This window comes from Pseudonocardia wallangbongensis, from assembly GCF_054486945.1.
Genome location: NZ_JBRERS010000002.1, coordinates 563,693 through 590,128, shown reverse-complemented (window position 1 = coordinate 590,128; position 26,436 = coordinate 563,693). Strand labels below are relative to the sequence as shown.

At 73.6% G+C, this 26,436-nt stretch carries 24 protein-coding genes and 2 pseudogenes; 16 read left to right on the top strand and 10 right to left on the bottom strand.

The features are described from left to right. The first annotated feature begins 7 nt into the window (after positions 1-7). The 3 genes from ACU436_RS09080 to glmS all read left to right on the top strand — a co-directional run bounded on the left by ACU436_RS09080 (position 8) and on the right by glmS (position 2,744). Positions 8-541: an STM3941 family protein gene (locus ACU436_RS09080; RefSeq protein ID WP_459023538.1), complete on the top strand. Its 534-nt coding sequence runs from the start codon at positions 8-10 to the stop codon at positions 539-541. A gap of 96 nt (positions 542-637) precedes the next feature. Beyond that, entirely contained in the window at positions 638-907 is a 270-nt protein-coding gene (locus ACU436_RS09075; protein WP_459023537.1) for a hypothetical protein, read from the top strand. 10 nt (positions 908-917) lie between these two features. Beyond that, a complete protein-coding gene (glmS, locus tag ACU436_RS09070) occupies positions 918-2,744 on the top strand; it encodes a glutamine--fructose-6-phosphate transaminase (isomerizing) (protein WP_459023535.1) in 1,827 nt (608 codons plus the stop codon). 108 nt (positions 2,745-2,852) lie between these two features. Here the strand turns inward: glmS and ACU436_RS09065 are convergent, their stop codons facing one another. Then, complete coding sequence (locus ACU436_RS09065; RefSeq protein WP_459023533.1) at positions 2,853-4,325, bottom strand: helix-turn-helix domain-containing protein; 1,473 nt, start codon at positions 4,323-4,325, stop codon at positions 2,853-2,855. Between the two features lie 153 nt (positions 4,326-4,478). Here ACU436_RS09065 and ACU436_RS09060 point away from each other — a divergent pair, with 153 nt between their 5' ends. After that, positions 4,479-5,210, top strand: coding sequence for a LuxR C-terminal-related transcriptional regulator (locus ACU436_RS09060; RefSeq protein WP_459023531.1), 732 nt, complete (start codon positions 4,479-4,481; stop codon positions 5,208-5,210). A 96-nt stretch (positions 5,211-5,306) separates the two neighbouring features. Further along, positions 5,307-5,942 (top strand): DedA family protein, encoded by a 636-nt coding sequence (locus ACU436_RS09055; RefSeq protein WP_459023529.1) that lies wholly within the window; start codon positions 5,307-5,309, stop codon positions 5,940-5,942. Between the two features lie 13 nt (positions 5,943-5,955). Here the strand turns inward: ACU436_RS09055 and ACU436_RS09050 are convergent, their stop codons facing one another. Beyond that, positions 5,956-6,981 (bottom strand): 6-phosphofructokinase, encoded by a 1,026-nt coding sequence (locus ACU436_RS09050; protein ID WP_459023528.1) that lies wholly within the window; start codon positions 6,979-6,981, stop codon positions 5,956-5,958. A gap of 173 nt (positions 6,982-7,154) precedes the next feature. Between ACU436_RS09050 and ACU436_RS09045 the strand changes: the two genes are divergently transcribed. The 3 genes and pseudogenes from ACU436_RS09045 to ACU436_RS09035 all read left to right on the top strand — a co-directional run bounded on the left by ACU436_RS09045 (position 7,155) and on the right by ACU436_RS09035 (position 10,499). Further along, positions 7,155-8,315, top strand: coding sequence for an FIST signal transduction protein (locus tag ACU436_RS09045; protein WP_459023527.1), 1,161 nt, complete (start codon positions 7,155-7,157; stop codon positions 8,313-8,315). A 1-nt stretch (position 8,316) separates the two neighbouring features. Next, positions 8,317-10,107: pseudogene (locus ACU436_RS09040) on the top strand (GAF domain-containing protein); the annotation flags it as partial. A gap of 68 nt (positions 10,108-10,175) precedes the next feature. Then, positions 10,176-10,499: a sensor histidine kinase gene (locus tag ACU436_RS09035; RefSeq protein WP_459023526.1), complete on the top strand. Its 324-nt coding sequence runs from the start codon at positions 10,176-10,178 to the stop codon at positions 10,497-10,499. Between the two features lie 6 nt (positions 10,500-10,505). Here ACU436_RS09035 and ACU436_RS09030 read toward each other — a convergent pair whose 3' ends face one another. Beyond that, complete coding sequence (locus ACU436_RS09030) at positions 10,506-11,168, bottom strand: ATP-dependent Clp protease proteolytic subunit (protein WP_459023524.1); 663 nt, start codon at positions 11,166-11,168, stop codon at positions 10,506-10,508. A 219-nt stretch (positions 11,169-11,387) separates the two neighbouring features. Here ACU436_RS09030 and ACU436_RS09025 point away from each other — a divergent pair, with 219 nt between their 5' ends. Continuing rightward, positions 11,388-13,484: a PhoX family protein gene (locus ACU436_RS09025; RefSeq protein ID WP_459023522.1), complete on the top strand. Its 2,097-nt coding sequence runs from the start codon at positions 11,388-11,390 to the stop codon at positions 13,482-13,484. Between the two features lie 68 nt (positions 13,485-13,552). Here the strand turns inward: ACU436_RS09025 and ACU436_RS09020 are convergent, their stop codons facing one another. The 4 genes from ACU436_RS09020 to ACU436_RS09005 form a co-directional block, all read right to left on the bottom strand. After that, entirely contained in the window at positions 13,553-14,194 is a 642-nt protein-coding gene (locus tag ACU436_RS09020) for a hypothetical protein (RefSeq protein ID WP_459023520.1), read from the bottom strand. A 257-nt stretch (positions 14,195-14,451) separates the two neighbouring features. Then, positions 14,452-15,033 (bottom strand): hypothetical protein, encoded by a 582-nt coding sequence (locus ACU436_RS09015; RefSeq protein ID WP_459023519.1) that lies wholly within the window; start codon positions 15,031-15,033, stop codon positions 14,452-14,454. A 650-nt stretch (positions 15,034-15,683) separates the two neighbouring features. Then, on the bottom strand, positions 15,684-16,424 hold the full coding sequence (locus tag ACU436_RS09010) for a carbonic anhydrase family protein (RefSeq protein ID WP_459023517.1): 741 nt from the start codon (positions 16,422-16,424) through the stop codon (positions 15,684-15,686). A gap of 79 nt (positions 16,425-16,503) precedes the next feature. Next, positions 16,504-17,442, bottom strand: a complete 939-nt coding sequence (locus tag ACU436_RS09005) for an AraC family transcriptional regulator (RefSeq protein WP_459023515.1) — start codon at positions 17,440-17,442, stop codon at positions 16,504-16,506. Between the two features lie 123 nt (positions 17,443-17,565). Here ACU436_RS09005 and ACU436_RS09000 point away from each other — a divergent pair, with 123 nt between their 5' ends. Together ACU436_RS09000 and ACU436_RS08995 are read left to right on the top strand one after the other, a co-directional pair. Beyond that, the gene (locus tag ACU436_RS09000; protein ID WP_459023513.1) at positions 17,566-18,048 is read left to right on the top strand and encodes an anthrone oxygenase family protein; all 483 of its coding nucleotides are present in this window, start codon (positions 17,566-17,568) and stop codon (positions 18,046-18,048) included. A gap of 66 nt (positions 18,049-18,114) precedes the next feature. Continuing rightward, positions 18,115-18,939, top strand: coding sequence for a spermidine synthase (locus ACU436_RS08995; protein ID WP_459023512.1), 825 nt, complete (start codon positions 18,115-18,117; stop codon positions 18,937-18,939). A 189-nt stretch (positions 18,940-19,128) separates the two neighbouring features. Here the strand turns inward: ACU436_RS08995 and ACU436_RS08990 are convergent, their stop codons facing one another. Further along, positions 19,129-20,598 carry an MDR family MFS transporter gene (locus tag ACU436_RS08990; RefSeq protein ID WP_459023511.1) on the bottom strand — a complete coding sequence of 490 codons (1,470 nt, stop codon included), beginning with the start codon at positions 20,596-20,598 and terminating at the stop codon, positions 19,129-19,131. Positions 20,599-20,675: 77 nt separating this feature from the next. After that, positions 20,676-21,380: a CDP-alcohol phosphatidyltransferase family protein gene (locus ACU436_RS08985; protein WP_459023509.1), complete on the bottom strand. Its 705-nt coding sequence runs from the start codon at positions 21,378-21,380 to the stop codon at positions 20,676-20,678. A gap of 89 nt (positions 21,381-21,469) precedes the next feature. On the opposite strand from ACU436_RS08985, the gene ACU436_RS08980 reads away from it, so the two are divergent. From ACU436_RS08980 to ACU436_RS08960, 5 genes and pseudogenes are all read left to right on the top strand, one after another. Further along, the gene (locus ACU436_RS08980; protein WP_459023508.1) at positions 21,470-22,447 is read left to right on the top strand and encodes a zinc-dependent alcohol dehydrogenase; all 978 of its coding nucleotides are present in this window, start codon (positions 21,470-21,472) and stop codon (positions 22,445-22,447) included. A 107-nt stretch (positions 22,448-22,554) separates the two neighbouring features. Continuing rightward, positions 22,555-22,953, top strand: coding sequence for a 6-pyruvoyl trahydropterin synthase family protein (locus ACU436_RS08975; protein WP_459023507.1), 399 nt, complete (start codon positions 22,555-22,557; stop codon positions 22,951-22,953). Further along, positions 22,950-24,029, top strand: coding sequence for a glycosyltransferase family 4 protein (locus ACU436_RS08970; protein ID WP_459023505.1), 1,080 nt, complete (start codon positions 22,950-22,952; stop codon positions 24,027-24,029). The genes ACU436_RS08975 and ACU436_RS08970 overlap by 4 nt, the downstream gene beginning before the upstream one ends. Beyond that, positions 24,026-24,847, top strand: coding sequence for a methyltransferase domain-containing protein (locus tag ACU436_RS08965; RefSeq protein WP_459023503.1), 822 nt, complete (start codon positions 24,026-24,028; stop codon positions 24,845-24,847). Before ACU436_RS08970 ends, ACU436_RS08965 begins: the two co-directional genes overlap by 4 nt. Further along, a pseudogene (locus ACU436_RS08960) lies at positions 24,844-25,608 on the top strand (lysylphosphatidylglycerol synthase domain-containing protein); the annotation flags it as partial. The gene ACU436_RS08965 and the pseudogene ACU436_RS08960, both read left to right, overlap by 4 nt. 121 nt (positions 25,609-25,729) lie before the next feature. On the opposite strand, the gene ACU436_RS08955 reads toward ACU436_RS08960, so the two are convergent. Continuing rightward, positions 25,730-26,422 carry a creatininase family protein gene (locus tag ACU436_RS08955; RefSeq protein WP_459023502.1) on the bottom strand — a complete coding sequence of 231 codons (693 nt, stop codon included), beginning with the start codon at positions 26,420-26,422 and terminating at the stop codon, positions 25,730-25,732. Positions 26,423-26,436: the final 14 nt, after the last annotated feature.

Sequence of the window (26,436 nt, the reverse complement as noted above, 5' to 3'; positions counted from 1 at the left end):
AGTCGGCATGAGCATCCAACGATTCGGGCGCCCCGGCAGCGGTGACGAGCGGGTCGTCGTCTTCCCCAGCCGCGCCAAGCTCGCGCTGATGTCTGTCGGCTCTCTGGCGTTCGTGATCGGCGCGGCCTTCATGGTGTCCGAAGGCGGGTTGACCGCCATCAAAGGTGCGCTCGGCATCGTGTTCTTCGCCGCCTGCGGAGGGTGCGGGATCTGGCGGCTGGCCGCACCCAGGCCGGTGCTGGTGATCGATCGCCTGGGGATCCACGGCAGCGCGTCGGCAGCGGGTGGCGGCTGGATCCCGTGGTCCGAGATCACCGGCTGCGGCGTGCGCGTCTTCAGGTGGCAGCGGTGGGTCGGGATCGATCTGGTCGACCCGGCGGCGTACCGCGCCCGGCTGAACCCGGTCGGGCGCTGGGCGGCACGGCTCAACCCGATGTTCGGGTTGCCACCCGTCATGATCCCGCAGAGCATCCTGCCGCTCAGCGCCGGGGAGATGGTGGCCGAGATCGAGTGGTTCCGCTCCCAGGCCTTCGGCCGCTGATCGCGCTCCGTAGCCGGGCCCCCGTTCCGGCGAATCCTGCCCGATTCCGGGCAGGAACTTTGGGTTTCCCGTCCCCGTGGGGCACCATCTCCTCTCGTGCCCGCCGGACCGTACGACGACCTCATCGCGCACCTGGTCCGCAGCACCCCGCTCGACGCGGGGGAGGCGGCACGTGTGGTGGCCGAGGTTCTCGGCTACTTCTCCGAGCAGCTACCGGAGTTCGTCCGGCGCAGGCACGCGGAGCTGAAACGTCGCGGGCTCACGAACGAGCAGATATTCGCGGTGCTGGACGCGGAGCTGGCGGCGCGGCGGGTGGCCCCGCCTGCGCTGTCCACGCGCCAGCTGCGGCGGATGGTCTACGGGTGAAGGGACTTCTATGTGCGGCATCGTCGGATACGTCGGACCCCAGGACGCCGCCCCGATCCTCCTGGAGGGGCTGGGGCGCCTGGAGTACCGCGGGTACGACAGCGCCGGCCTCGCGGTGCGCGGGCGCAGCGGGCTGAAGGTCCGGAAGGTGAGCGGGCGGGTCGCCGAGCTGGCCGCGGACCTGCCCGCGCGTTTCAAGGGTGCGCCGGGAATCGGGCACACCCGCTGGGCCACGCACGGTGAGCCGACCGAGGCCAACGCCCACCCGCAGACGGACGCGGCGGGTCGGATCGCGGTGGTCCACAACGGGATCATCGAGAACGCCGACGAGCTGCGCGCGAAGCTGGCGGCCGACGGCGTGGAGTTCACGTCGCAGACCGACACCGAGACGGTCGCGCACCTCGTGGCCGCAGCGTTCGCCGCCGGCGCCGACGACCTGGAGCAGGCGGTCCGCCAGGCCTTGCGGCAGGTGGTCGGGGCCTACGGCCTCGCGGTGCTGGACGCCGAGCACCCGGACCGGATCGTCGTGGCCCGCAACGGCAGCCCGGTGCTGCTCGGCGTCGGTGAGCGGGAGATGTTCGTGGCGTCGGACGTCGCGGCGCTGATCGGCTACACCCGCCAGGTCGTGTACCTCGACGACGGTGAGCTGGCGACGATCACGGCGAGCGGCTACCGGACCTACACGCTCGACGACCGCGCCGTGGCGAAGAGCCCGTCCACGATCGACTGGGACGTGGTGGGCGCCGAGATCGGCGACCACGCGCACTTCCTGGCGAAGGAGATCCGGGAGCAGCCGCGAACCGTCGAGCGGGCGCTGAAGGGCCGCATCGACGAGCGCTTCGCCACCGCGCACCTCGGCGGGCTCAACATGACGGTCCGCGAGGCGCGGGAGTTCCGGCGGGTGAAGATCCTCGGCTGCGGCACGGCCTGCTACGCCGGGGAGCTCGGCGCGCAGCTGATCGAGGACCTCGCCCGCGTGCCCGCGAGCTCCGAGCCGGCGTCGGAGTTCCGCTACCGCAACCCGGTGGTCGAGCCGGACACGCTGTACGTCGCGGTCAGCCAGTCCGGCGAGACCATCGACACGCTCGCCGCGGTGCAGGAGCTGCAGCGCAAGGGCGGCCGCGTGATCGGCATCGTCAACGTGGTCGGCTCGACGATCGCCCGCCAGGTCGACGGCGGCATCTACCTGCACGCCGGCCCGGAGATGTCGGTGGCCGCCACGAAGTCGTTCACCTCGACGGTGGCGGCGTTCGCGCTGCTCGCCCTCCACCTGGGCCGCATCCGCGACCTCTCGCCCGAGCAGGGCAGGCGGATCATCGCGGGGCTGAACGCGCTGCCGGACCAGATCGCGCAGATCCTGGAGCAGTCGGACGCGCTCGCCGAGGTCGCCAAGGACATCGCGAAGAGCCACAGCGTGATGTTCGTCGGCCGCCGCCGCGGCTGGCCGGTGGCCCGCGAGGGCGCGCAGAAGCTGAAGGAGATCAGCTACGTCCACGCGGAGGCGTACCCGTCGGCCGAGCTGAAGCACGGTCCGCTCGCGCTGATCAGCCCGGAGATGCCGACCGTCGCGATCGTCCCGGACGACGACCTGCTCGACAAGAACACCTCGACGCTCTCGGAGATCAAGGCGCGCAAGGGCCCGGTGATCGCGGTGGCGCACCGGGAACTGCCCTCCGACCTCGCCGACCGCACCATCGTCGTGCCCCGCGCCGAGCCGGAGCTGGACCCGATCCTGCTGTCGATCCCGCTGCAGGTCCTCGCCTACCACGCCGCAGTCGCCCTGGACCGGGACGTCGACAAGCCCCGCAACCTGGCCAAGAGCGTCACGGTGGAGTGAGCGGCCGCCGGCCGGGGCCCACACACCAACTCTGACGCTCACGCACCAACTGCAGTTGGTGTGCGAGCCACGAAGTTGGTGTGCGAGCGGAGGTTCGGCGCCGGGGCCTCAGAAGAGCAGGTGCATCCGGCGGGCCGAGACCGGCCCGCGCCGGGGGTCGGACGGGGGTAGCAGCGCCAGGAGGCGGTCGTGGACCTCGAGGTCGTCGCGGCCGAGGGGATGGCCGGCGAACTCGACGAGCAGGTCCACGTCCTCGCTCTCCAGCACGATGCCGCGCAGCCCGGCCTCCAGCTCGGCGCGCAGCTCCCGGATCGCGGGGGCGTCCGAGCGCGGCAGCAGCGGGCCTGCGCAGGAACGCAGGGCGTCGGCGCAGCGGTGCGCGCGGATCGCGCGGCGCGCCGCCTGGAAGTCGGTGTCGACCGTGGCCGCGAGGCGGTACGGGCGGGTGCGCAGCACGTCGGTACCGATGAGCCCGCGCAACCGCAGGACCTCGCCGCGCACCGTGGTGGGGTTGCCCTCCTCGCCGTAGAGGAGCAGGGCGAGCTGCTCCGCAGTGAGCCCGTCGGGGTGCAGGGCGAGCGCGGTGAGCAGCTCGGCGGGGCGCAGCGTCAGCGGGACGGACCGGCCGTCGAGGATGGCGGTCGGCGCGCCCTCGCCGGTGAAGCGCAGCGACAGCGCGGAGCGCGGCGGAGCGGGGCTGCTGGGCTGCGGCGCGCGCAGCAGGTAGCCCTCGGCGAGCTGCTCCACGACCATCTCGCGGCCGTCGTCGAGCGCCACCCGGTCGGCACCGGGGTGCAGGGCCACGCGCTCCGGCCACAGGCCGTACGGCTCGCCCGCGATGATCCGGCCGCTCGCCGTGATCAGCGCGCCCGCCTGCCCGCGGAGGCTGGCGAGGTGGGGCATGTTGCGCAGGCGCAGCCGCTCGTCCTCGATGGCGAGGCGCACCCGCAGTTGGTGCTCGGCGAGCTGGGCGGTGGCCATCACCAGCTGCTTCATCGCCGGGTGCACCGTGTGCAGCGGGCCGCTGATGTCGATGGCGCCGAGGATCGTGCCCGTGTCCGGGTCGTGCACGGGGGCGGCGGCGCACGTCCACGCGTGGTAGGTGCGCACCAGGTGCTCGGCGGAGTGGATCGTCACCGGCGCGTCGACGGCGAGCGTGGTGCCCATCGCGTTGGTGCCGATGGCGTCCTCCGTCCACCGGGTACCCGGGGTGAGACCCACCTCGTCGGCCGAGCTGAGGACGGCGGTGGCGCCCTCGCGCCAGAGGATGGTGCCGTCGGCGTCGGTGACGAGCATGACGTGCATGGCCTCGTCGGCGATGCTCACGAGCGTGCTGCGCAGCAGGGGCATCACCGCGTTGAGCGGGTGGGCCGCTCGCAGCTGGGGGATCTCCGACTCGCCGAGGACGACGGGCGGCGTGCGCCGGTCCGGGTCGACGTGAGCGGCGAGGCTGCGCTGCCACGACTCGGACACGAGCGTGCGAGGTGAGCCGGGGACGGGGTCACCGGCCAGCACGGCCTCGAACACCTGCTGCAGCCGGTGCGCATGGGCCGTGGGGTCGAACATGCCATCGGTAGTCATCAGCACTCCGAGCGTCATCGCCCCAGGACCCGGCCATCATCACCCAGGGCGGCTCGGGCAGCAAGCGCGCCAGACGTTGCGCGTGCAACGTCCAGGCAACGTGTGGATCCCTAGCCTTCTCCCACCCGACCAAGCGCCAGGGGAGGGAGCCCGATGACCGCTGACGCCCTGCTCGACCACCACGCCCTGCTCGACCCGGTGAGTACCGCTCCGAGCACCACCGTACGGCGAACTGCTCGCATCCTCGTCGTGGACGACGAGGCCATCGTCCGCTTCGGGCTGCGCCAGCTGTTCGCCCCCGACCCGAACGTGTCCGTGATCGGGGAAGCCGCCACGCCCCGGGACGCGCTCGTGATCGCCGACCGATGTCCACCCGACCTGGTGATCCTCGACGTCGCGCTCGGCCGCGGCGACGCCGCGGGCGTGGAACTGGCCCGCATGCTGCTGGAACGCCATCGCGGGGTGCGGGTGCTCGTGCTCACCGGCTGCCGCGACCGGGACGTCATGATGCGGACCGTGCGCCTCGGCGTACACGGCTACGTGCGCAAGGGCGCCGACACCGCCGACATCGTCCGCGCCGTGCACACGTTGCTGCGCGGCGAGAGCGTGTTCGACGCCGGGGGCCCGACCGGCTCCGTCGTCATGGACGTGCTGCGCGACGAGGACCGCCCACCCGTGCGCGGGCTCGGCGGCGCGATGCTGACCGAGCGGGAGAACCAGGTGCTGCGGCTGTTGGCCGTCGGCATGTCCAACCGCGAGATCGGCAGGCGGCTCGTGATCAGCGAGGCCACCGTCAAGTTCCACGTGCGGAACCTGCGCGACAAGCTCGACGTACGGCGACGCACCGAGATCGTCTACACCGCTACGCGGCAGGGCATCGTCTAGAGACCTTCACTTAAGGGAAGTCCCTGAGACGAAATCGGGGCAGCCGGGTCCTTTCGACCGATGCGGTGCCGACCGGGCGGTCAATAGCCTGGTCCGGTGATCGATGGACTGCGGCTGCTCCTCGACGGTGCCCTGACCTCCCAGTGGCTGCTGCTGGTGATCGTCGGGCTCGCCGTCGTCGACGCCCTGGTGCCGATGGTGCCGAGCGAGGCGCTCATCATCGCGGCCGGAGTGGGCGCGGCAGCGGGTCACCAGAGCCTGGTCGCCGTGATCGCGGCGGCCTCGCTGGGCTCGTTCGTCGGCGAGCTCGCGACCTTCCTCGTCGGCCGGGGGTTCGGGGCCGCGGTGCGCGGCAGGATCGCGCCCGGCACGCCGCGGGCCGACCTGTTCACCCGCACCGAGCGCACGTTGACGACGCGGGGCGGGCTCATCCTGCTCACCGCCCGCTACATCCCGGCCGGTCGGACGGTGGCGGCGCTGGCCGCCGGCGCGAGCCGGTTCCCGGTCCGGCGGTACGTCGGCTACAGCGCGCTCGGGGCCACCATGTCGGCCGCGTACGTCGCGATGCTGGGCTTCCTCGGCGGCGCTACGTTCGCAGGCGACCCGCTCCTCGCCCTCGCGGTGAGCCTCGGCATCGGCACGACGATCGGCTCGGTCGCCGGGACGGCCCGGCGCCTGCGGTCCGGTACCGCCCCCACCCTCAAGACGACGCCGGCTCCGCTCGCGGCCTGACCGCGCGGGGCGGTCAGCCGAAGAAGACCTCGGCCTCGGCGTACAGGCTCGGGTCGACGACCTTGAGCTCCTTGGTGGCCTCGGCGAGCGGCACGGTGACGACGTCGGTGCCGCGCAACGCGGTCATGTGGCCCCACTTGCCCGCGTGCACGGCATCGATCGCGTGGAGGCCGAATCGGGTGGCGAGCCAGCGGTCGCGGGCGGTGGGGGTGCCGCCGCGCTGGACGTGCCCGAGCACCGTGGTGCGGGCTTCCTTGCCGGTGCGCTCCTCGATCCGGTGGGCGAGCCAGTCGCCGATGCCACCGAGCCGGACGTGCCCGAACGCGTCCGTCTCGCCGCCCTGCAGCACCTCCTCGCCCTCCTTGGGCATGGCGCCCTCGGCGACGACGATGATCGGCGCGTAGTCGAGCTGGAACCGCGCCTCGACCCACTTGCAGACCTGGTCGAGGTCGAAACGCACCTCCGGGATGAGGATCGCGTTGGCGCCGCCCGCCATGCCGGAGTGCAGCGCGATCCAGCCGGCGTGCCGCCCCATCACCTCGACGATCAGCGCGCGGTGGTGCGACTCCGCGGTGGTGTGCAGCCGGTCGATCGCCTCGGTCGCGATGTTGACGGCGGTGTCGAAGCCGAAGGTGTAGTCGGTGCCGTTGAGGTCGTTGTCGATCGTCTTGGGCACGCCGACGACGTTGACGCCCGTCTCGTGGAGCTTGGTGGCGACGCCGAGGGTGTCCTCGCCGCCGATCACGATGAGGGCGTCGACGCCGAGGTTCTGCAGGTTGCGGCGGATCTTCTCGACCCCGCCCTCCACGGCGAACGGGTTGGTGCGCGACGAGCCGAGGATCGTGCCGCCGCGGGGCAGCAGCCCGCGCACGGCGGGGATGTCCAGCGGCCGGGTGAGCGCCTCGAGCGGGCCGCGCCAGCCGTCGCGGAAGCCGAGGAACGAGTACCCGTACTCCGGCACGCCCTTGCGGACGATCGCCCGGATGACCGCGTTCAGGCCGGGGCAGTCCCCGCCCCCGGTGAGCACGCCGACGCGCATGGGTGGTGACCTCTCCATCGATGCAGAAGGTGGCGAGTGCGCCACGCTAGCGGCACCGCCGGGACACCGCGACGGCGCCACCCACTGCACCGCGGGGAGAACACCGGTTCTTCGCTCGGGTGGCGCATTGTGCGCGTGAGTAGCGTTGTGGGATTCCTCGAACCGGGGTGACCATGGGCGCGCAGCGTTGGCTCGGAGTCGGACAGGCCGGAGGAACCGAGCCGGAGCCGGGAGCTCGGGCGGCTGACTGCGCACTCCTGCACGCCGACGCGAAGCTGCTGATCGTCTTCTGCTCCGAGCTGCTCGACCTGCCCGTGGTGCTGCGGCAGATCAACGAGCGGTCCGGCGGAGTTCCCCTGATCGGGTGCTCCACGTCCGCCGAGATCACGTCGAGCGGCCCCGGGCTGCGGAGCGTCGTCGTCACGGCGCTGGGCGGCGACGGGTTCTCGATCGGCACGGCCGCGGCCGGCCCGGCGTCGGACGACCTCCGCGCGGCCGGCGCCTCGGCGGCGCGTTGCCTCGCCGGGATCGACGAGCGACCGCACCGCGTCCTGCTGCTGCTCACCGACGGCCTCGCGGGCGACCAGCGGGAGATCCTGCGCGGCGTCTACCGGGTGCTCGGGGCGGGCGTGCCGCTAGTGGGCGGGTGCGCGGGCGACGTGCGGATGGCGCGGACATCCCAGCTGCACGGCGACCAGGTGCTGACCGACTCGGTGGTCGCGGCCGGGATCGGGTCCGACGCTCCGCTCGGCATCGGCGTGCGCCACGGATGGCGCCGGGTCGGCGAGCCGATGCTCGTGACGGAGAGCGGCGGCAACCGGGTCCACACGCTCAACGGGGAGCCGGCGCTCGACGTGTACCTGGAGCGCCTCGGCGCTCCGGCCGAAGCTCACACCGACCAGGAAGAGCTCGCCCGGCTCGCGCTGGTGCACCCGCTCGGGCTCGGCCAGCGCGCGGGAGAGGAGGAGATCCGGTTCATCGCGGGCGGCGACTTCGGAGACCGGTCCCTCGCGTGCATCGCGGAGGTGCCCCAGGCAGCGCTCGTCTGGCTCATGGAAGGCGACGTCGAGTCGGTCCGCTGGGCCGGCACCGCGGCGTGCGCCGATGCCCTCGAAGCACTCGAGGGCAACCCGCCGCTCGGAGTGCTCGCGTTCGAGTGCGTCGGCAGGCGTCCCGTGCTCGGCGACGAAGGGGTCCGGGTGGAGATCGACGAGATCGTGAAGTGCTCCGGTGGAGCGCCGGTGGCCGGCTTCTTCACGCACGGGGAGATCGCCCGCAAACAGGGGGTGATCGGTTTCCACAACCAGACACTCGTCGTCCTGTCGGTCGCCTGAGATGTCGGCACCCCCGGGATGGTCGGCCCAGAAGCTCGCCGAGTTCCTGGCCGCGGTCTCGTCGTTCGCCACGGAGGCCGAGGCCGCGGCGGGCGCGGTGGAACGGGTGGCGGAGTCACTGGACGCCGAGGTCGTTGCGATCGTGGCGCGCGGCAGCGCCGTGGCCGCCATCGGCTATCCCGAGGGGGACACCCCCGTCGCCGAGCTCACCTCGGTGGCCGGCGGGCTGCGCCGGGAGCTCGTCGTTCCCGGTTCCGGGAGTGCCCCGGCCGCCGTCGTGGCGCTCGAGCACCCGCCGGGCGCGCGCCTCGTCGTCGCGCGTTCCGGCCCGGAGCCACTGAGCGCCGACGAGGTCGGGCTCCTGCACGCCATGGCTCGCGTGACCTCGATGACCCTGCGCATGCTCCGCTTCCTCGACGACGAGCGCGCCCTGCGCAAGGAGAGCCAGCGCCAGAGCGCCGAGAACGCCCACCTGCTCGCGACACTGACCGACCACCAGACGTTGCTCGAGCAGCTCGCGGACGAGCAGGCCGCGCTGCGGCGGGTGGCCACGCTCGTGGCGCGCCAGCCCGGCACCGGACAGGTGCTCGCCAGCGTGACGGAGGAGGTCGGGCGGCTCCTCCGCGCCGGCATGACGCAGATGCTCCGGTACGAGGGCGCCGGGTCGACGACGGCCACGGCGGTGGCCGGCTGGACCGGCTCGGACGTCCATGGCCCGGGCCTCGCGCTCGGCACGCGGGTGGCGGTCGAGCGGGACGGGCTCGCCGGCCTCGTCCTCCGCGAGCACCGCGCCACCCGCATGAACAGCGAGGAGCTCCCGGCCGGGGGACCCATCGCCGAGCACGTCCACGGGCGCGGCCTCCGCTCGGCGACGGCGAGCCCGGTCGAGGTCGAGGACCGGCTCTGGGGCGTGATGGTCGCGGGCTGGCTCGCCCTCGAGCCGCCCGTCGACGCGGAGTCGCGCATCGCCGAGTTCGCGCAGCTCGTCGCGACGTCGATCTCGAACGCGCAGGCACGTGCCGAGGTCGTGCGGCTCGCCGACGAGCAGGCCGCGCTGCGGCGCGTGGCGACGCTCGTCGCGAAGGGCGAGACACTGGAGGTCATCGTCACGCGCGTCGCGGAGGAGATCGCCCGGATCCCGCACGTCGACCACGGGTTCGTGGGGCGGTTCGAACCCGACGCCACGGTGACGGTCCTCGCGAGCACCGGCACCGTCGACGTGCCGGTGCGGGTCGGCTCCCGCTGGCCGCTCCACGGCGACAGCGTCGCCGTGCGGGTGTTCCGCACCGGCCGCTCCGCGCACATCGACAGCTACCGCGACGCCGCCGGGCCCATCGCGGCGGCGGTGTACAGCGCCGACGTCGCCAGTGTGGGAGCCCCGATCATGGTCGGCGACCGGTTGTGGGGCACCGCGGCAGCGACCTGGGCGCCGCGTACCGGTGCGGCGCCGCCCGGCGCCGACGCGATCCGGCCGGGTGGGCTGCCGGCGGATGCCGAGGAGGGCATCGCCAAGTTCGCGGACCTGATCGCCATCGCGATCTCCAATGCGGACGCCCGCGCCCAGCTCACCACGTCGAGGGCGCGGGTCGTGGCCGCGGCGGACGACGCAAGGCGGCGGCTCGAACGGGACCTGCACGACGGGATCCAGCAGGGGCTCGTGTCGCTGGCGCTCGCCCTGCGTGAGGTGGAGTCGATGGCGCCGCCCGAGCCGCGCGAGCTGCCCGCGGCGATCGGGCGGGTCGTGGACGGCCTGAGCGGGGTGCTGTCGGAGCTCCGCGAGATCTCCCGCGGGCTGCACCCGGCGATCCTGTCGGAGGGCGGTCTCGCCTACGCGTTGCGGTCGCTCGCCGCCGCTCCGCCGTGCCGGCCACGCTCAACGTGCGCGTCGCCGGCCGGCTGCCGGAGCGGGTCGAGGTGCCCGCCTACTACGTCGTGTCGGAGGCGCTCACGAACGTCGCGAAGCACGCGGGGGCGTCCCTGGTCGAGATCGATGTCGACGCGACGAACGGGGTCGCGCGCGTCGTCGTGCGGGACGACGGCGTCGGCGGGGCGGACGTCGGCCGGGGATCGGGGCTGATCGGCCTCGTCGACCGCGTGGAGGCGGCCGGCGGGGAGTTCACGGTCAGCAGCACGCCGGGGGAGGGCACGTCGTTGCTCGCCACGTTCCCCCTGTCACCCGGGTAGCAGGGCTCATTCCGCGATCACGTGGTCCACCAGGCCGTACGCCTGTGCCTCCGCCGCTGTGAACCAGTGGTCGCGATCGGAGTCGGCCGTGATCGTCTCGACGGACTGGCCGGTGTGCCCGGCCGTGATCTCGGCGATCTCGCGCTTCATCTGCGCGTAGACCCCGGCCCGGATCGCGATGTCGGTGGCCGCTCCACCGATGCCGGCGGAGGGCTGGTGCATGAGGATCCGGGCGTGCGGCAGCGCGTGGCGCTTGCCGGGGGCGCCCGCCGTCAGCAGGAACTGCCCCATCGACGCGGCGAAGCCGATGGCCCACGTGGCGACGTCCGGACGGACCAGCCGCATCGTGTCGTAGATGGCCATGCCCGCGGTGACCGAGCCGCCGGGCGAGTTGATGTACATCGTGATGTCGCGGTCCGGGTCCTGCGCGGCGAGCAGGAGCAGCTGCGCGCTGATCCGGTTGGCGATCTCGTCGTCGACCTCGCGGCCGAGGAAGACGATCCGTTCCTCGAGCAGCCTGTCGAGCACCGGGTCGGTGCCGGCGGCCGGGGTGGCGGCGTACAGGACGGGTCCGCCGATCGGGGGCAGCGCCGGCCGCGCGGGCGGCGGGACCGGGCGGTGCGGCGGCCCCGGGGGGCGCGGGTGGTGCACGGCGTCCTGGATCGACATCGGGAGCTCCTCTCGTCGGCGTCGTCCCGACGCTAGGCCGGGCACGCGCCGACGGGGTGCCGTGTTCGCTCTCGGCGGCGCCGTTCGCCGAGGGCGAGCGGGTGAGCAACGCCTCGTGGACCGGCAGGCCCGTTCACCTCTACTCCACCTGGGGGCCATCGTTCACTCGCCGGGACTGCCTAGGGTCAGCGCGTTTCCCGAATCCCCCAGGAGGATGACGTGGCCCAGCCGCGCCCGTCCGGCCGTATCGCGCTCCCGCTGCTGACGAACAGCCACGGTGGCCGCCAAGGCCTCACCTGCCGGTACCGCTGCGCCAACGCGTGTGCCCACGACGCGCCCAACACCTCGGACAACGAGTACTTCGGCGACGTGCTTGCCCGCGCCGTCACCCGGCGCGGCGTGCTGCGCGCCGGCGCCGTCCTGACCCTCGCCGGCGGCGCCACCGCCGCCCTCGCGGCGTGCTCGCCCGGTTCCGAGGGTGAGGAGGCCGCGGCCGCGCCATCCGGCCCGCAGGGGCTCGACTTCGAGCCGGTCGCCCCCAACACCACCGACGCGATCACGCTGCCGCCCGGCTACGAGAGCAACGTCGTGATCCGCTGGGGCGACCCAGTGGTGCCCGGCGCACCCGCGTTCGACTTCGACAACCAGACGGCGGAGGCACAGGCCACCCAGTTCGGGTACAACAACGACTTCTGCGGGCTGCTGCCGCTGCGCGGTGCGGGCGAGCGGTACCTGATGTTCTCCAACCACGAGTACACGACCGAGCCGCTGATGTTCCGCGGCTACGACGCGGCCAACCCCACCGAGGAGCAGTACCGGATCGGGCTGGCGGCCCACGGCCTGACCGTCGTCGTGGTGGAACGCGACCGCGGCACCGGCCGGATCACCCCGCTGCTGGACCCCCAGTACAACCGCCGCTACACCGGGACCTCCGAGTTCGTCCTCGACGGCCCGGCCGCGGGCTCCGACTGGCTGCGCACCTCCGCCGACCCCACCGGCACGCGCGTGCTCGGCACGTTCAACAACTGCTCGGGCGGCGTGACCCCGTGGGGCACGTTCCTGTCGGGCGAGGAGAACTTCAACGGGTACTTCGCGGGCGCCGCCGGGGTCACCGAGCCGGTCGCGGCCGCCCGCCTCGCCCGGTACGGCGTCGAGGAAGAGGGCACCGAACGGCTGTGGGAGCGATTCGACCCCCGCTTCGACGTCACCCGGGAACCGAACGAGGTCAACCGGTTCGGCTGGGTCGTCGAGGTCGACCCGCAGGACCCCGCGGCCCCGCCCGTCAAACACACCGCGCTCGGGCGCCTCAAGCACGAGGGCGCCACGATCCGGGTCGCGTCCGACGGGCGCGTGGTCGCGTACATGGGCGACGACGAGCGGTTCGACTACGTCTACAAGTACGTCTCCGACGAGCCGATGATGGACGGCGAGACCCGCGCGGCCCGCGAGCACAACCGCACGCTGCTCACCCGCGGCACGCTCCACGTCGCCCGGTTCACGGGCTCGAGCCCCACCGCGGAGATCGACGGCAGCGGGCGCCTGCCCACCGACGGCACGTTCGACGGTGGCGGCGAGTGGATCCCGCTGGCCGCGGGCGACCGGTCCTTCGTCGACGGCATGACCGCCGCCGAGGTCTACGTCTTCACCCGCGAGGCGGCCGACAAGGCCGGGGCCACCAAGATGGACCGGCCCGAGGACATCGAGTCCAACCCGCACACCGGCAACGTCTACATCGCGCTCACCAACAACACCGACCGCGGCAAGGCCGACGCCACCCGCACCACGGGCGCGGACGAGGCGAACCCGCGCGTGGACAACAAGCACGGGCACGTCGTCGAGCTGATCGAGCAGGGCGGCGACCCGACGGCCGCATCGTTCGGCTGGTCGATCCTGCTGGTCTGCGGCGACCCCAACGACCCGGGCACCTACTTCGGCGGGTTCGACAAGGCGCAGGTCAGCCCGATCACGTCGCCGGACAACCTCGCCTTCGACCCCTACGGGAACCTCTGGATCTCCACCGACTCCGGCCTGGCACTGAACATCAACGACGGCCTCTACGCGGTCTCGCTGGAGGGGGAGACGCGGGGGCGGACCACGCTCTTCGCGAGTGTGCCGGCGGGCGCCGAGTGCTGCGGCCCGGTCGTCACCGAGAACTTCGTGCTGATCTCACCGCAGCACCCCGGCGACCTCGACGAGGCGAGCCCGGACGCCCCGAAGAGCGTGTGGCCCGACGGCCCCGGAAGCCAACCCCGCCCGTCGGTGGTGAACATCTGGCGGACGGGCCGCGCAGGCCGGCCGGGGCGGATCGGGGCATAGCCGAAGTTCAGGAAAGCCACATTGCTGTCCTCCAGGTTCAGGAATGTGGCTTTCCTGAACCTGCCGGGTCAGCTGCAGCGCTCCGCTCGCGGGGTGCCGTCGCCTGCGCCGCGCTCGAACGAGACGTGCACGTGGTCGTAGTGGTTCTCGGTGGTCCCGCCGCGGTCCTCCATGCGTTCCCAGCCGTCGCCGTAGTTGATCCGCTGCTTCCAGATCACGTACTCGACGCCGAGCTCCTCCTGGTTGTCCAGGGCGCACTCGGCGATTCGGTCGCCCTTCTCGCCGCGGGTCATGAGGTCGACCGCGAGCCCGCGCGGGTGGTCGGAGTCGCGGCTGCGCTGCCCGATGCCGATCAGGTCGGGCTCGTCGTACAGGCACGACAGGAAGCGGGCGGCGTCCCGCACCCATGGTTTGACGCGGCCGAGGGAGCTGAGGTCGGCGGCGCAGTTCGCCTCCGCCCGGCGCGCCTCGATCGCGTTCAGGCCGACGGCCTTGACGAGGTCGGAGACGTCGAGCTCGAGGGGTTCGGGTTCGTGGGTGGCCGGTACCGGGACGAGGTTCGCGACCATCCGGACGCCGTCGGTCTCCGCGGCGGTGGAGCGGATGTACATGTCGCCGGCCGCGGCCGGGGGCGCCGGGGCGTTCACCACCGGCACGGTCACGGCGAGGGCGCCGCCGGTAGCGGCGGCCGCGGCCATCCCGTTGCGCACGGCGGACTCACGCGGGGCGCGGTGGCGCGCCGGTCGGGGGGCCTGCGCACCGGGGGGTGCGACCGCGCTCGCGACGGGCCGCGGGTGCGCGTTCCGGCCGCCGGGGAAGCGGTGCCGAGACACGACCTGCCTTCCGGACCGCGCGACCCGTGCGGGCGAGGTGGGGGATGCCCGCGGGGGAGCGGGATCGCGCGTCGGTCCGTCACAGACCATAGCGGATCGGTCACTCAGCGATAGGAGCGCTCACCCTGTGTGTCTCAGCAGCCGCGCAAGGTGCCGCCGCCCGCTCCGCGGTCGAAGGACACGTGGACGTGGTCGAAGTGGTTCGCGGTGGCGCCGCCGCGATCCTCCATGGCCTTCCAGCCGCTGCCGTGGTTGATGCGCTGCCGCCAGATCACGTACTTGACGCCGAGGGCGCCCATGTTCTCCAGGGCACAGGTGGCGAGCCGGTCGCCGGTGGCGCGGTCGACCATGAAGTCGACGGCGAGGCCGCCCGGGTGGTCGGACGTGCCGGCCCGCCCGGCCACGCCGTACATCGTGGGCTCGCCGAACGTGCACCCGAGCTGTTCCGCGGCCGTGCGCACGTTCGACTTGACGGATCCGAGGCCGGACGTGCTCAGGTCGCAGCTCACGGGCCCGCGGGCCGCCTCGGCCGCGGCCCGTTCCGCCTCGACGCGGGCCTGCTCGGCCGCGCGTGCGACCTGCTGCTCCGCGAGCTGCGCGGCCTTGACGAGCCCGGCCGCGTCGGCGATCTCCGGCTCCGTATCGACCGGTTCGACGACCGCCGCGAGGACGGCGGCCGGGCCGTCGTCCTCCGCGCTCGATTGCGCGACCGGCACGACCGCGGCTTCGGGACGCGCTTGCTGATCGGGTGCAGCGCCGCCGACCAGCGAGAATGCGCTGCCGGTTACGGCGACTGCAGCGGCACCCCGCCGCAGCGGGGTCGGTACGGACCGTAGCGCGCTCGCACTCGCTCGTCGTCGGTGGCGGGGGACCACCGCGAGCGGGTGCTGGTGCGCGCCTCGGCCCCGGGGGGAGCGATGCCGAGCCACGACCTGCCTTCCGGATCGGCGGCCCGGTAAGGACGTCCGGCGTCGGGGGTGCCGGCGGGTGGGGAGTCCCGTGTCCTTTTCGTGACCGAGCCGTCATTGATCCGAGAGGGAACGTAAGCAACCCGGAAGATCGCTGCACGTCACCGGCCTGCTGAACCGGACGAGAGCACGGCCCCGAGCGACGAGCGGTGTTCCTTTTGCCCCGTTCGGGGGAGCCGGCGCCGGTGATCGGCGGCGGCTCCGACGGAATGCCCGCACGCCGGTGGCGGGTACCGCACACCGACTCGGGTTGGTGCGTGAGCGCAGATGTTGCCGTGTCGGCGACCCGGGCCGCTGCCGGCTACGTGTCCGTGCCGCGCTCTTGCGGCTCGCGGAGCTGGCGGCGCCGCCGGGGGACGCCGCGGGCCCGAGCGTGGGATGCGGACAGCTCGCCGGCGCTACTGCGGGCGGTACCGCACCACCCGGCCGTTGAGGGGCTGCGGTTCGCGTGCGTCGCCCTCCGGGAACAGCTTCCGGTAGCCCCTGGTGCTCGCCGTCGCCACGTTCCGGTGCTGTGCCAGCACGAGCCACGACACGGGTTCGCTGTACGGGGCGGTGGTCAGCGAGCCCGGGTAGCGGAACGTCGAGAGGTCGTGCGGCAACGCTGCGGCCAGGTCTCCGGTGATCTCGCGCTCGGGGCCGCATTCCTGCGGTAGGCCGCCGAGCACGGTGTCCTGCAGCGTGCCGCCGTGCCCGCCGGGGGCCAGGAACAGGGCGACCACGAGGGTCTCCCCGTCCGGGCCGCGGTGCACGAAGTGCTGCTCGACGGGGAAGTGGTGGCCGTCGAGCCGGTGCTCGGCCGGGGTGTGGAAGTGGAACTGCAGGAGCTCGTACGGCGTGCCGCCGATCCGGACGCCGGCCGCGCCTTCCGGGACCTCGGCCTGCACCACCTCCTCCCGGTCGCGCGTGGAACATCCGGCAGGGTCGCTCTCGTCCTTGCGCACGTAATGCACCAGCAGTTCGACGTGACGCGGGTAGTCGACGTCGAGTCCGGGCAGGTCGGGGGTGGTGACCGCGTCGCGGGAGCGGATGTGGATCGGGCTCTGCCGCGGTGGTGCCGCGGCCGCCGCCGGGGTGATCAGTCCGGCGGCGGCGAGCGCCGGGACTCCGAGGAGGACGGTTCGACGTGAAAGGTCCATGCGCCCGCTTCCATACTGTATGCACCATTCGAGTGGGTGACACTAGTACGGGTGAACGGGCCGGCTCCCGCCGGGTTGATCAGCTGCGGGTGAGGACGCCGGGCGACATCCCGACCGTCCGCTTGAACGCCCGGCTGAACGCGGCTTCGGACTGGTAGCCGAGCCGGCCGGCCACCTCCCCGACGGTGGCACCGTCCTCGGCGAGCCAGGTGCGGGCCACCTGCATGCGCCAGCGCGTGACGTAGCGCATCGCGGGTTCCTCGACGAGATCGGTGAACCGCGCCGAGAAGGCCGAGCGTGACATCGCGAGCTCGCCGGCGAGGGAGGCGACCGTCCAGTCCCGGGCCGGTTCGCGGTGGATCAGCGAGATCGCCCGGCCGATCTGGCGGTCCCGCAGCGCGCCGAGCCACCCGCGTTGCGCGGCCGGGTCGTGCTCGATCCAGGCGCGCAGCGTCTGGATGACGAGGATGTCCGAGAGCCGCGTGATCACGGCCTCGCCGCCCGGGCGCAGCGACGCGGCCTCCGCGGCGATGAGCCGGAGCGTGCTCTGCATCCACTCGTCCTGCGGCCCGCCCGCGGGCTCGACGTGGATCAGGTCCGGCAGCAGCGGGACGATGTGGTGCGCGACCGGGTGGTCGAGCCGTACGGCGCCGCAGACCAGCGTGGTGCCGGCGCCGCCGCCGCCGTGGCGCAGGATCGCGTACCGGTTGCGGAACTCGTGCTCGAGGCTCATGACGTCCGGCGCGGCGACGCCGGCCTCGCTGCGCAGCGCGTGCCCCTGCCCGTGGGGGGCGAGGGCGACGTCCCCGGCCTGCAGCAGGCGCGGGCCGGTGCCCTCCACGTCGAGCTCGCAGCGGCCCGCGGTGACGATGTGGAACCACATGCAGTCCGGCCAGCTCGGCATCGTCAGGCCCCACGGCGCCGCCAGCTCGGAACGGCAGTAGAAGCTGCCGGTCACGCGCAGGAAGTGCAGCGCCTCGCCGAGCGGGTCGTCGGCCAGCATCGGGTCGGTCGTCACCACGGGAGTATGCGCCGCATCCACGGCTCCTGGACGAACGAGCAGGAGAGCGCGACTCGCGAGCATTGATGGTCCTGGATCACCCGGGCAGTCTGGATGTCCACACCACAGCGAGGAGGCACCGTGATCGCCACCGTCCTACCCGTCGTCGCGCTGCTCGGCGTCATCGGCTCGGGCCTCATGGCGGGCGTGTTCTTCGCCTTCTCCACGGCGGTGATGCCGGGGCTGCGCCTGCTGCGCCCCGCCGCGGGCATCGAGGCGATGCAGCAGCTGAACCGCGTGATCCAGAACCCGCTGTTCCTCCTCGTGTTCATGGGCACCGGGTTGCTCTGCCTGCTGCTCGTGATCGGGGCGCCGATCACCGGTGGCCCGGGCACGGCCTGGATCGTGATCGGCGGGCTGCTGTACCTCGTCGGCAGCATCGGGCTGACGTTCGTGGTGAACGTCCCGATGAACAACCGGCTCGACGCCGCCAACCCCCTCACCGACGAAGGTGCCGCGATCTGGGCCGACCACCTGTCCCGCTGGACGGCCTGGAACCACGTCCGCGCCCTGGCCTGCACCGCGGCGGTGGCCGCGCTGACACTCGGCGTCATGGCTCCATGACGCTGCTGGAAGGCCCGGGGAACAGCACTGTGGAGCCATGGTGCTGCGTCGTCGGATACTCGGGGGGTGGGCGTGCGTGGGATCGGCGGCGTTGAGATCCGGCCGGATCGCGATCGGCGGCGCGGGTTCACGCTCCTGCTCGACGGCACGCCGCAGTCGCACGTCGACCTCGACGACCCGACGCACCTGGAGTTCGGCTACACCCGCATGCTCGGGCACGTCGTCGACCTGGCCGCACCGCCCCGCAGGCCGCTGCGCGCGCTGCACCTGGGCGGCGGGGCGTTCACGCTGGCCCGCTACGTCGCGGCCACCCGGCCGCGGTCGACCCAGCAGGTGGTGGAGCGGGACGGGGCCCTGGTGGAGTTCGTGCGCCGGGAGCTGCCGCTCGAGCGTTCCTGGCGGCTGCGGGTGCGGACCGGTGACGCGCGTGATGTCGTCGAACGGCTCCGGCCCGGCACGTTCGACCTCGTCGTCCTGGACGTGTTCGACGGCGCCCGCACGCCCGCACACCTCGCCTCCACCGAGTTCCTGCACGCGGTCGCGGACCTCATGGCCCCGGCCGCGACCTACGCGGCCAACCTGACCGACGGCGGCCCGCTGGCCTTCGCCCGCGCCCAGGTGGCCACGCTGCAGGCGGTGTTCCCGCACACCTGCCTGGTGGCCGACCCGGCGGTGCTTCGTGGGAGGCGGTTCGGGAACCTGCTGCTCGTGGGCCGCCGGGACCCGCTACCGGTGGACGTGCTGGCGACGCGGGCCGCGGGCGGCCGGTCAGCGGGGCGCCTGTTGCACGGGTCGGATCTCGACCGGTTCCGCGGCGACGCCCGCCCGGTCGCCGATGCCCGCGCCACCGCCTCGCCCCCGCCACCGGACGGGACGTTCGGCACGCGCTGACCCCTACCCGTGAGCGTGGTGGGCCCGCCAGTGGTCGTCGGCCTTGATCGCTGCGAAACCACGCTGAACGCCCTCGTCAGGGCAGTTTCCCGCATGGCGGATCGATCACCAGGCGCCGACCCGCGCGAGCCCCGGCCCTCTGCGCTCCAGGGAGTGCTTCTGTTGCACGAGCGGCACTCTCTCACTCACCTAGCGCGCCAGAGCGCCGTTCGCTCCATGGGAGCGCTCCTTGCCCCCGACGAGGAGGGTGAGCGGCAGGGCGACCGTCGCGATGATCGCGGCGACCATGAACGCGGCCCGGGCGCCGTCCACGTCCGTGCCCGCGCCGGCTCCCGCGGACGCCACCGCCATCACGGTGATGAACAGCGCCGTGCCGGCGGCACCGGCCACCTGCTGGAGGGTCGCCATGATCGCGCTGCCGTGCGAGTCGAGGTGCCCGGGCAGCCGGCCGAGCGCGTCGGTCATGAGGGGGGTGAGCATCAGTGAGATCCCGACCACCAGCACGACGTGGAACACGATGATCATCCACAGCGGTGAGCCCGCGCCCAGGCTGGTGAACGCCCAGAGGGCGCAGGTGAGCACCACGGCGCCGGGGATGACGAGCGTGCGCGGGCCGAGCCGGTCGTACAGGCGCCCGACCACCGGCCCCAGCAGGCCCATCGCGAGCCCGCCCGGCAGCACCGCGAGCCCGGCGACGAACGCGCTGACCCGCAGCACGTCCTGCAGGTAGAGCGGCAGCAGGATCAGCACGCCGAAGAGCGACATCATGCTCAGCACGACCAGCACCATCGCGAGGACGAACGGCCGGTGCGCGAGCGGCCGCAGGTCCAGCAGCGCGTTGCCGTCGCCCTGCAGCCGCAGTTGGCGGGCGACGAACAGCGCGAGCGCCACCAGCCCGACGACCGTGGGGATCCACGGCGTGACCAGCGCCTCGCCCCGGGCGGCCTCCCCTACGCTGCTCAGCCCGAACACGAGGCCGCCGAACCCGAGCGCCGAGAGCGCCACCGAGCCGAGGTCGAGGGGCACCGGGCGCACCTCGGCGGCCACCCGCAGCCAGCGGGCGCCCGCCGCGAACGCCACCAGGGCGATCGGCAGCACGATCCAGAACATGAACCGCCAGCCGAGCGTGCTGAGGATGACGCCGGAGAGCGTGGGCCCCACCGCGGGTGCGACGGCGATCACGATCGTGATCGTGCCCATCGTGGCGCCCCTGCGTTCGGCGGGCACCAGGCGCAGCACGGTGGTCATGAGCAGCGGGACCATCACCGCGGTGCCGGCCGCCTGCACGATCCGGCCGGCGAGCAGCACCGGGAACCCGGGCGCGAGCGCGCTGATGAACGTGCCGGTGCTGAACAGCAGCATCGACGTGAGGTAGACCCGGCGCGGCGGGAACCGCTGCAGCAGGAAACCGGTGATCGGGATGACCACGGCCATCGTCAGCAGGAAGCCGCTGGTGAGCCACTGTGCCGTGCTGACGGAGATGCCGAGGTCGGCGATCAGCACCGGCAGGGCGACGCTCATGATCGTCTCGTTGAGGATCATGACGAACGCGGAGCCGACGAGGAGCCAGATCACCAGCGATGCGCCCGCTGCCGGGGTGGGCTGCGGTTCCGGCTCGGCCGGTTCGGCGTCGTGCTGGCCGGTGGCTGGGCCGGTCATCGAGTGGCTCCTCGTCTTGTCGGACCCTCGACGCTACCGATCCCCCCGCGGTGACGGCCACGCGGTTCGCTCTCCGGTCAGGCCGCGGAACGCACCCGCTCGGCCCGCCACAGCCACTGCACCGTCCGGCCGAACGACCAGACCAGCAGCGCGAGCGCCACGGCCACCAGGGCGACCGCGACCGGGTGCGGGAGCAACCGCGAGGCCGCGACCACGAGCACCACGCCCTGCACGGCGGCCACCGTCTTCGCGACGTAGCTCGGCGGCACCGTCCCGCGGAGCCAGGGCAGCAGCCGGCTCGCGCCGACGAACGCGTACCGCATCAGGCCGATCGCGAGCACCCACGGCCCGAGGATCCCGGCGACGTGCACGCTCAGCACGAGTACGAGGAACGCGTCGACCTCCATGTCGAAGCGGGCGCCCACCGGCGACACCGTCCCGGTGCGCCGGGCCACCTTGCCGTCGACGGCGTCGAGGGCCAGCGCCACGGAGGCGAGGGCGACCAGCGGGGCCGGCGCCGTCCACCCGGTGAGCAGGCCGTCGGCGACGATCGCGGCGACACCGCCGACGAGCAGCGCCCTGACGAGCGTGACGACGTCGGCGGGCCCGAGCACGGACCGCCCGGCACGGTGCATCGCGGCGGACAGCAGCCCCAGCAAGGCCGCCGCGTACACCACTCCGACCAGCACACCGAGCGGTCCGAGCCCGAACGCGGCGGCGAGCCCGGCCAGGATCAGCAGCTGCGCGCCGGCCGCTGCCGCCTGTTCCGGGCCCCCCTTCACTAATGTGCAGGTGCTGGTGACCACTCCGCGTTCCACCTCCGCATCACGTCCGCACGGCCGCGCCGGTTCACCACGGGAGGGTATGAGACATGGGTCACACAGCCCAGGCGTTCTGGCTCGCGGCCCCGCGCGAGGGTGAGATCCGGACCGTCGAGCTGCCCGAACCCGGCCCCGCCGATGTCGTCGTCCGCACGTTGTTCTCCGGGGTGAGCCGCGGCACCGAGACCCTCGTCTTCCGCGGCGAGGTGCCACGGAGCCAGCACGCCGCGATGCGGGCCCCGTTCCAGGAGGGGGAGTTCCCCGCTCCGGTGAAGTACGGGTACCTCGCGGTCGGGGTCGTCGAACACGGTCCACCCGATCTCGTCGGCCGGACGGTCTTCTGCCTGTACCCGCACCAGACGCGCTTCGTGGTGCCGGCGACCGCCGTCACGCCGGTGCCCGACGACGTGCCGGCGGCCCGTGCGGTGCTGGCGGGCACGGTCGAGACGGCGGTGAACGCGCTGTGGGACGCCGCGCCGCTGGTGGGCGATCGGATCGCCGTGGTCGGTGGGGGCATGGTGGGGTGCAGCGTCGCGGCCCTGCTCGCCGGGATCCCCGGGGGCCGGGTCGAGCTGGTGGACGCCGACCCGGCCCGCGCCGCGATCGCCGACGCGCTGGGGGTCGGCTTCGCCACACCGGACACCGCAGCGGGCGACTGCGATCTCGTCGTGCACGCCAGCGCCACCGAGGCGGGCCTCGCCCGGTCGCTGCAGCTCCTGGCCGCGGAGGGGGAGGTCGTGGAGCTGTCCTGGTACGGCGACCGGCCGGTGGCCCTGCCGCTCGGCGAGGCGTTCCACACCAAGCGCCTGACGGTCCGCAGCAGCCAGGTCGGCACGGTCTCGCCGCGCCGGGCCCGCCGCGGCTACGCCGGGCGCATGGCGGTCGCGCTGCGCCTGCTCACCGACCCGCGCTTCGATGCGCTGGTCACGGCCGAGCACCCGTTCGAGGAGCTGCCCGCGCTGCTGCCGCGCCTCGCCGACGGCACGCTCCCGGCCCTGTGCGTTCGCCTGCGCCACCCGACCGCCTGACGCACCCGGGGCGCCCGGTCACCGTTTCACCGGTCGCGGTGAACTTCCGCGGACGGCGGCACGTGTGGGGTAGGAACGGAATCCGGCCGCGGGGCGAGGGAGCGAGAGTGTTCAGCATTACCGTCCGGGACCACATGATGGTCGCCCACAGCTTCCGGGGTGACGTCTTCGGTCCGGCCCAGCGCCTGCACGGCGCGACGTTCGTGGTGGATGCGACGTTCCGCCGCCCGGATCTCGACGACGACGGGATCGTGGTCGACATCGGGCTGGCCACCCAGCAGCTCGGCGAGGTCCTGGGCGAGCTCAACTACCGCAACCTCGACGACGAGCCGGCCTTCGAGGGGGTCAACACCTCCACCGAGTTCCTGGCCCGCGTGGTGGCCGACCGGCTCGCCGACCGCATCCACTCGGGAGCGCTCGGCGAGGGTGCGCGCGGGATCTCGGCGATCGCGGTGACGCTGAACGAGTCGCACATCGCGTGGGCGAGCTACGAGCGGTCCTTGTGACGGCTCCCGTGACCGCCCGGACGATCTACGTCGTGGTGCCGGGCGACATCGACGACCCGGCCCGTCCCAGCGGCGGCAACGCGTACGACCGGCGCGTCTGCCAGGCACTGCCGGCGGCGGGCCGGACCGTGTGCGAGATCGCCGTCAACGGCAGGTGGCCGGAGCCGGACGCGGCGGCGCGCGGGGAGCTGGGCCGGCGGCTCGCGGCGGTGCCGGACGGGGCCGACGTGCTGCTCGACGGGCTCGTCGCGTGCGCCGTGCCGGACGTGCTCGCCCCGCACGTGCGGCGGCTGCGGCTCGTCGTGCTCATCCACCTGCCGCTCGGTGACGAGACCGGGCTGCCGCCCGCGGTCGTGGCCGACCGCGTGGCCCGCGAGCGCATCACCGTGCACGCCGCCGCGGCGGTCGTGGCCACCAGCCCGTGGGCGGCCCGCCGGCTCGTCACGGTGCACGGGCTCTCGGCCGACCGGGTGCACGTCGTGCCGCCCGGTGTGGAGCCGGCCCCGCTCGCCGACGCCGAGGAGAGCGGCACGCGGCTGCTGTGCCTCGGTTCGATCACGCCGACGAAGGGCCAGGACCTCCTGGTCGAGGCGCTCGCCCGGATCCGCGACCGCGACTGGGGCTGCCTCCTCGTCGGCCCGGTGACGCGCGCCCCCGGCCACGTCGCGCACGTCTGCGACCTCGTGCAGCGGTACGGCCTGGGTGACCGCGTGGCGCTCACCGGCCCCCTGCGCGGCGCGGCGCTCAACGCCGTGTACGCGACGGCCGACCTGCTGGTGCTCCCGTCGCGCGCCGAGTCGTACGGCATGGTCGTGACGGAGGCGCTCGCCAGGGGCGTCCCGGTGCTCGCGGCCGCCGTCGACGGCGTGCCCGAGACGCTCGGCCGGGCGCCGGACGGCGAGCTCCCCGGCCTCCTCGTCCCCCCGGGCGACGTCTCCGCGCTGGCCACCGGCCTGGCCCGCTGGCTCGACGAGCCGCGGCTGCGCCGCACGGCGCGCGGGGCCGCGCGGGACCGGCGCGGCGCCCTCACCGGTTGGGAGGTGACCGCGCGGTGCTTGGCCGACGCGTTGACGTGAGCTCCCCCGGCGCGCCGGTCACCCCGGACTGGCTGGCGTTGCGCGAGCCCGCGGACGCCGCCGCCCGGTCCGCCGCGCTCACCGACCGGCTGGGTACGTGGCTGCGTGGCCGGTCCGGCGCCCCGCTCGTGGTGCGCGACCTCGGCTGCGGGACCGGTTCGATGGGCCGCTGGCTCGCCGGCCGGCTGCCCGGGCCGCAGCACTGGCTGTTGCACGACCGGGACCCCGCCCTGGTCGACCGGGCCATGGCGAGCCTGCCGGCCGGGATCAGCGCCGAGCCGCGGGTCGGCGACCTCACCGGTCTCGGTGCAGCGCAGCTCGCCGGCACGGCGGTGGTCGCCGCGTCCGCGCTGCTGGACCTGCTCACCGCCGACGAGGTGGAGCGCCTCGCTGCGGCGTGCGCGGCGGTCGGTTGTGCGGCGCTGCTGGCGCTCTCGGTCACCGGGAGCGTGCTGCTCACACCCGCAGACCCGCTCGACTCCGCCTTCGCCGCCGCGTTCGACGCCCACCAGCGGCGCACGGTCGACGGGCGCAGGCTGCTCGGACCGGACGCCGCGCCCGCGGCCGCGGCGGCGTTCGGCCGGCACGGCGTCGCGGTCGTGCGGGCGCCCAGCCCGTGGCGCCTCGGCGTCGCCGACGGCGCACTGATCGAGCAGTGGCTGCGCGGTTGGCTCGCGGCCGCCTGCGAGCACCGCCCGGCCCTCGCCCAGCAGGCGGAGGCCTACCTGCATCGCAGGCTCGCGGCGGCCGCACGCGGTGACCTGCGGGTCGTCGTCGGGCACGCCGACCTGCTCGCCCTTCCGGAGAACCGCTCGTGAGCGCCGCACGCGTGGCGCGGCCGGTGGCGGTCGCCGTGCTCGTCGGCGTGCTCGTGTGGTGGTCGGGCCCGCAGGCGGTCCTCGACGCGCTCTCCGCGCTACAGGCGGGGCCGGTGCTCGCCACGCTCGGGTTCGGCGTCGTCACCACGGTGTGCAGCGCGTGGCGCTGGTGCCTGGTGGCGCGCGGCATGGGCATGCGCCTCTCGCTACCCAGGGCCGTCGCCGACTGCTACCAGGCCCTGTTCCTCAACGCCGTGCTGCCCGCCGGGATGCTCGGCGACCTGCACCGGGCCGTCGGGCACGGCAGGCGGGCCGGTGACGTCGGGCGGGGTGTGCGCGCGGTCGTGTTCGAACGGCTGGTGGGTCTGGTCGTGCTGGTGGGCGTGGCCGCCGTGGTGCTGGCCGTGGAACCCACCCTGCTCGGCGTGCTCGGGGACCTCGTGCCCGGCGCCGGGTGGATCGGGATCCTCGCGCTGGTGGCGCTGCCGGTACTGGGTTGGATGCTGCGCGGGCGCCTGCGCCCGATGGCCGCTGACGTGCGTGCGGTGGTGCGCGCCGGCTCGGCGCCGGGAATCGTCGGTCTCTCCGTGGTGGCCCTCGCCGGTTACCTCGCCACGTTCGTGGTGGCCGCCCGCGCCGTCGGCGCCACCGCGCCCGTCACCCAGCTGCTCCCGCTGCTCGTGCTCGCGCTCCTGGTCATGGCGCTGCCGCTCAACGTCGGCGGGTGGGGGCCGCGGGAGGCCGTCGCCGCCGTCGGGTTCGCCGCGGTGGGGCTCGGGGCGGACCAGGGCTTCGCCGCCGCCGTCGCCTACGGCGTGCTCTGCATGGTGGCCTGCCTGCCGGGCGGGGCAGTGCTGCTGCTGCGCGTGACGACCAGGCGCTTCACAGGTGCCCGGCGAACGACCGCGCGAGGCTCGCGAGCACCGCACGTCCCTTCTCCGCGGACGCCAGTGACGGACGGCCCACCACTCCCGACTCCGTGTACGCCCGCATCCCCCGTGCCAGCAGGTACCGGCGGTCGTCGGCGAGGTGGTCGGCTCGCTCGTACCCCGGCCTGACGAGATCCGGATGCGCATGCAGGAGGATCGAGGTCTCCAGCTCACCGGCGTGCATGTCGGACGGGCCGGTGGTGCCCAGGCCGGCCTCGGTGCGGGCGTCCTCCCAGTCCAGCTCGTTGGGGAAGAGCACCATCGGCAACGGGCCGAGGCTCGCCTCCTGCACGACGTTGCCGAGCACGTAGTTGCCGCCGTGCCCGTTGACGAGCACGAGCGTGCTCGCGCCCGCGCGTTCGACCGACGCGGCCACGTCGCGCACGATCGCAGCGAGCGTGGTGGCCGAGATGCTGACCGTGCCCGCCCATGCGGCGTGCTCGTGGGAGCAGGAAATCGTGAGCGGTGGAAGTCTGAACACCGGGTACGCGGCCGCGAGCTCGACCGCGATCGTGCCCGCGACCAGGGTGTCGGTGGTGAGCGGCAGGTGGGGGCCGTGCTGCTCGAAGCTGCCGACCGGCAACAGCGCGACCGTGGCGCCGCGGTCACGCGCGTCGAACGTGGTGTCGACCGGGAGGAGGTCCATCACGATGGACCTTC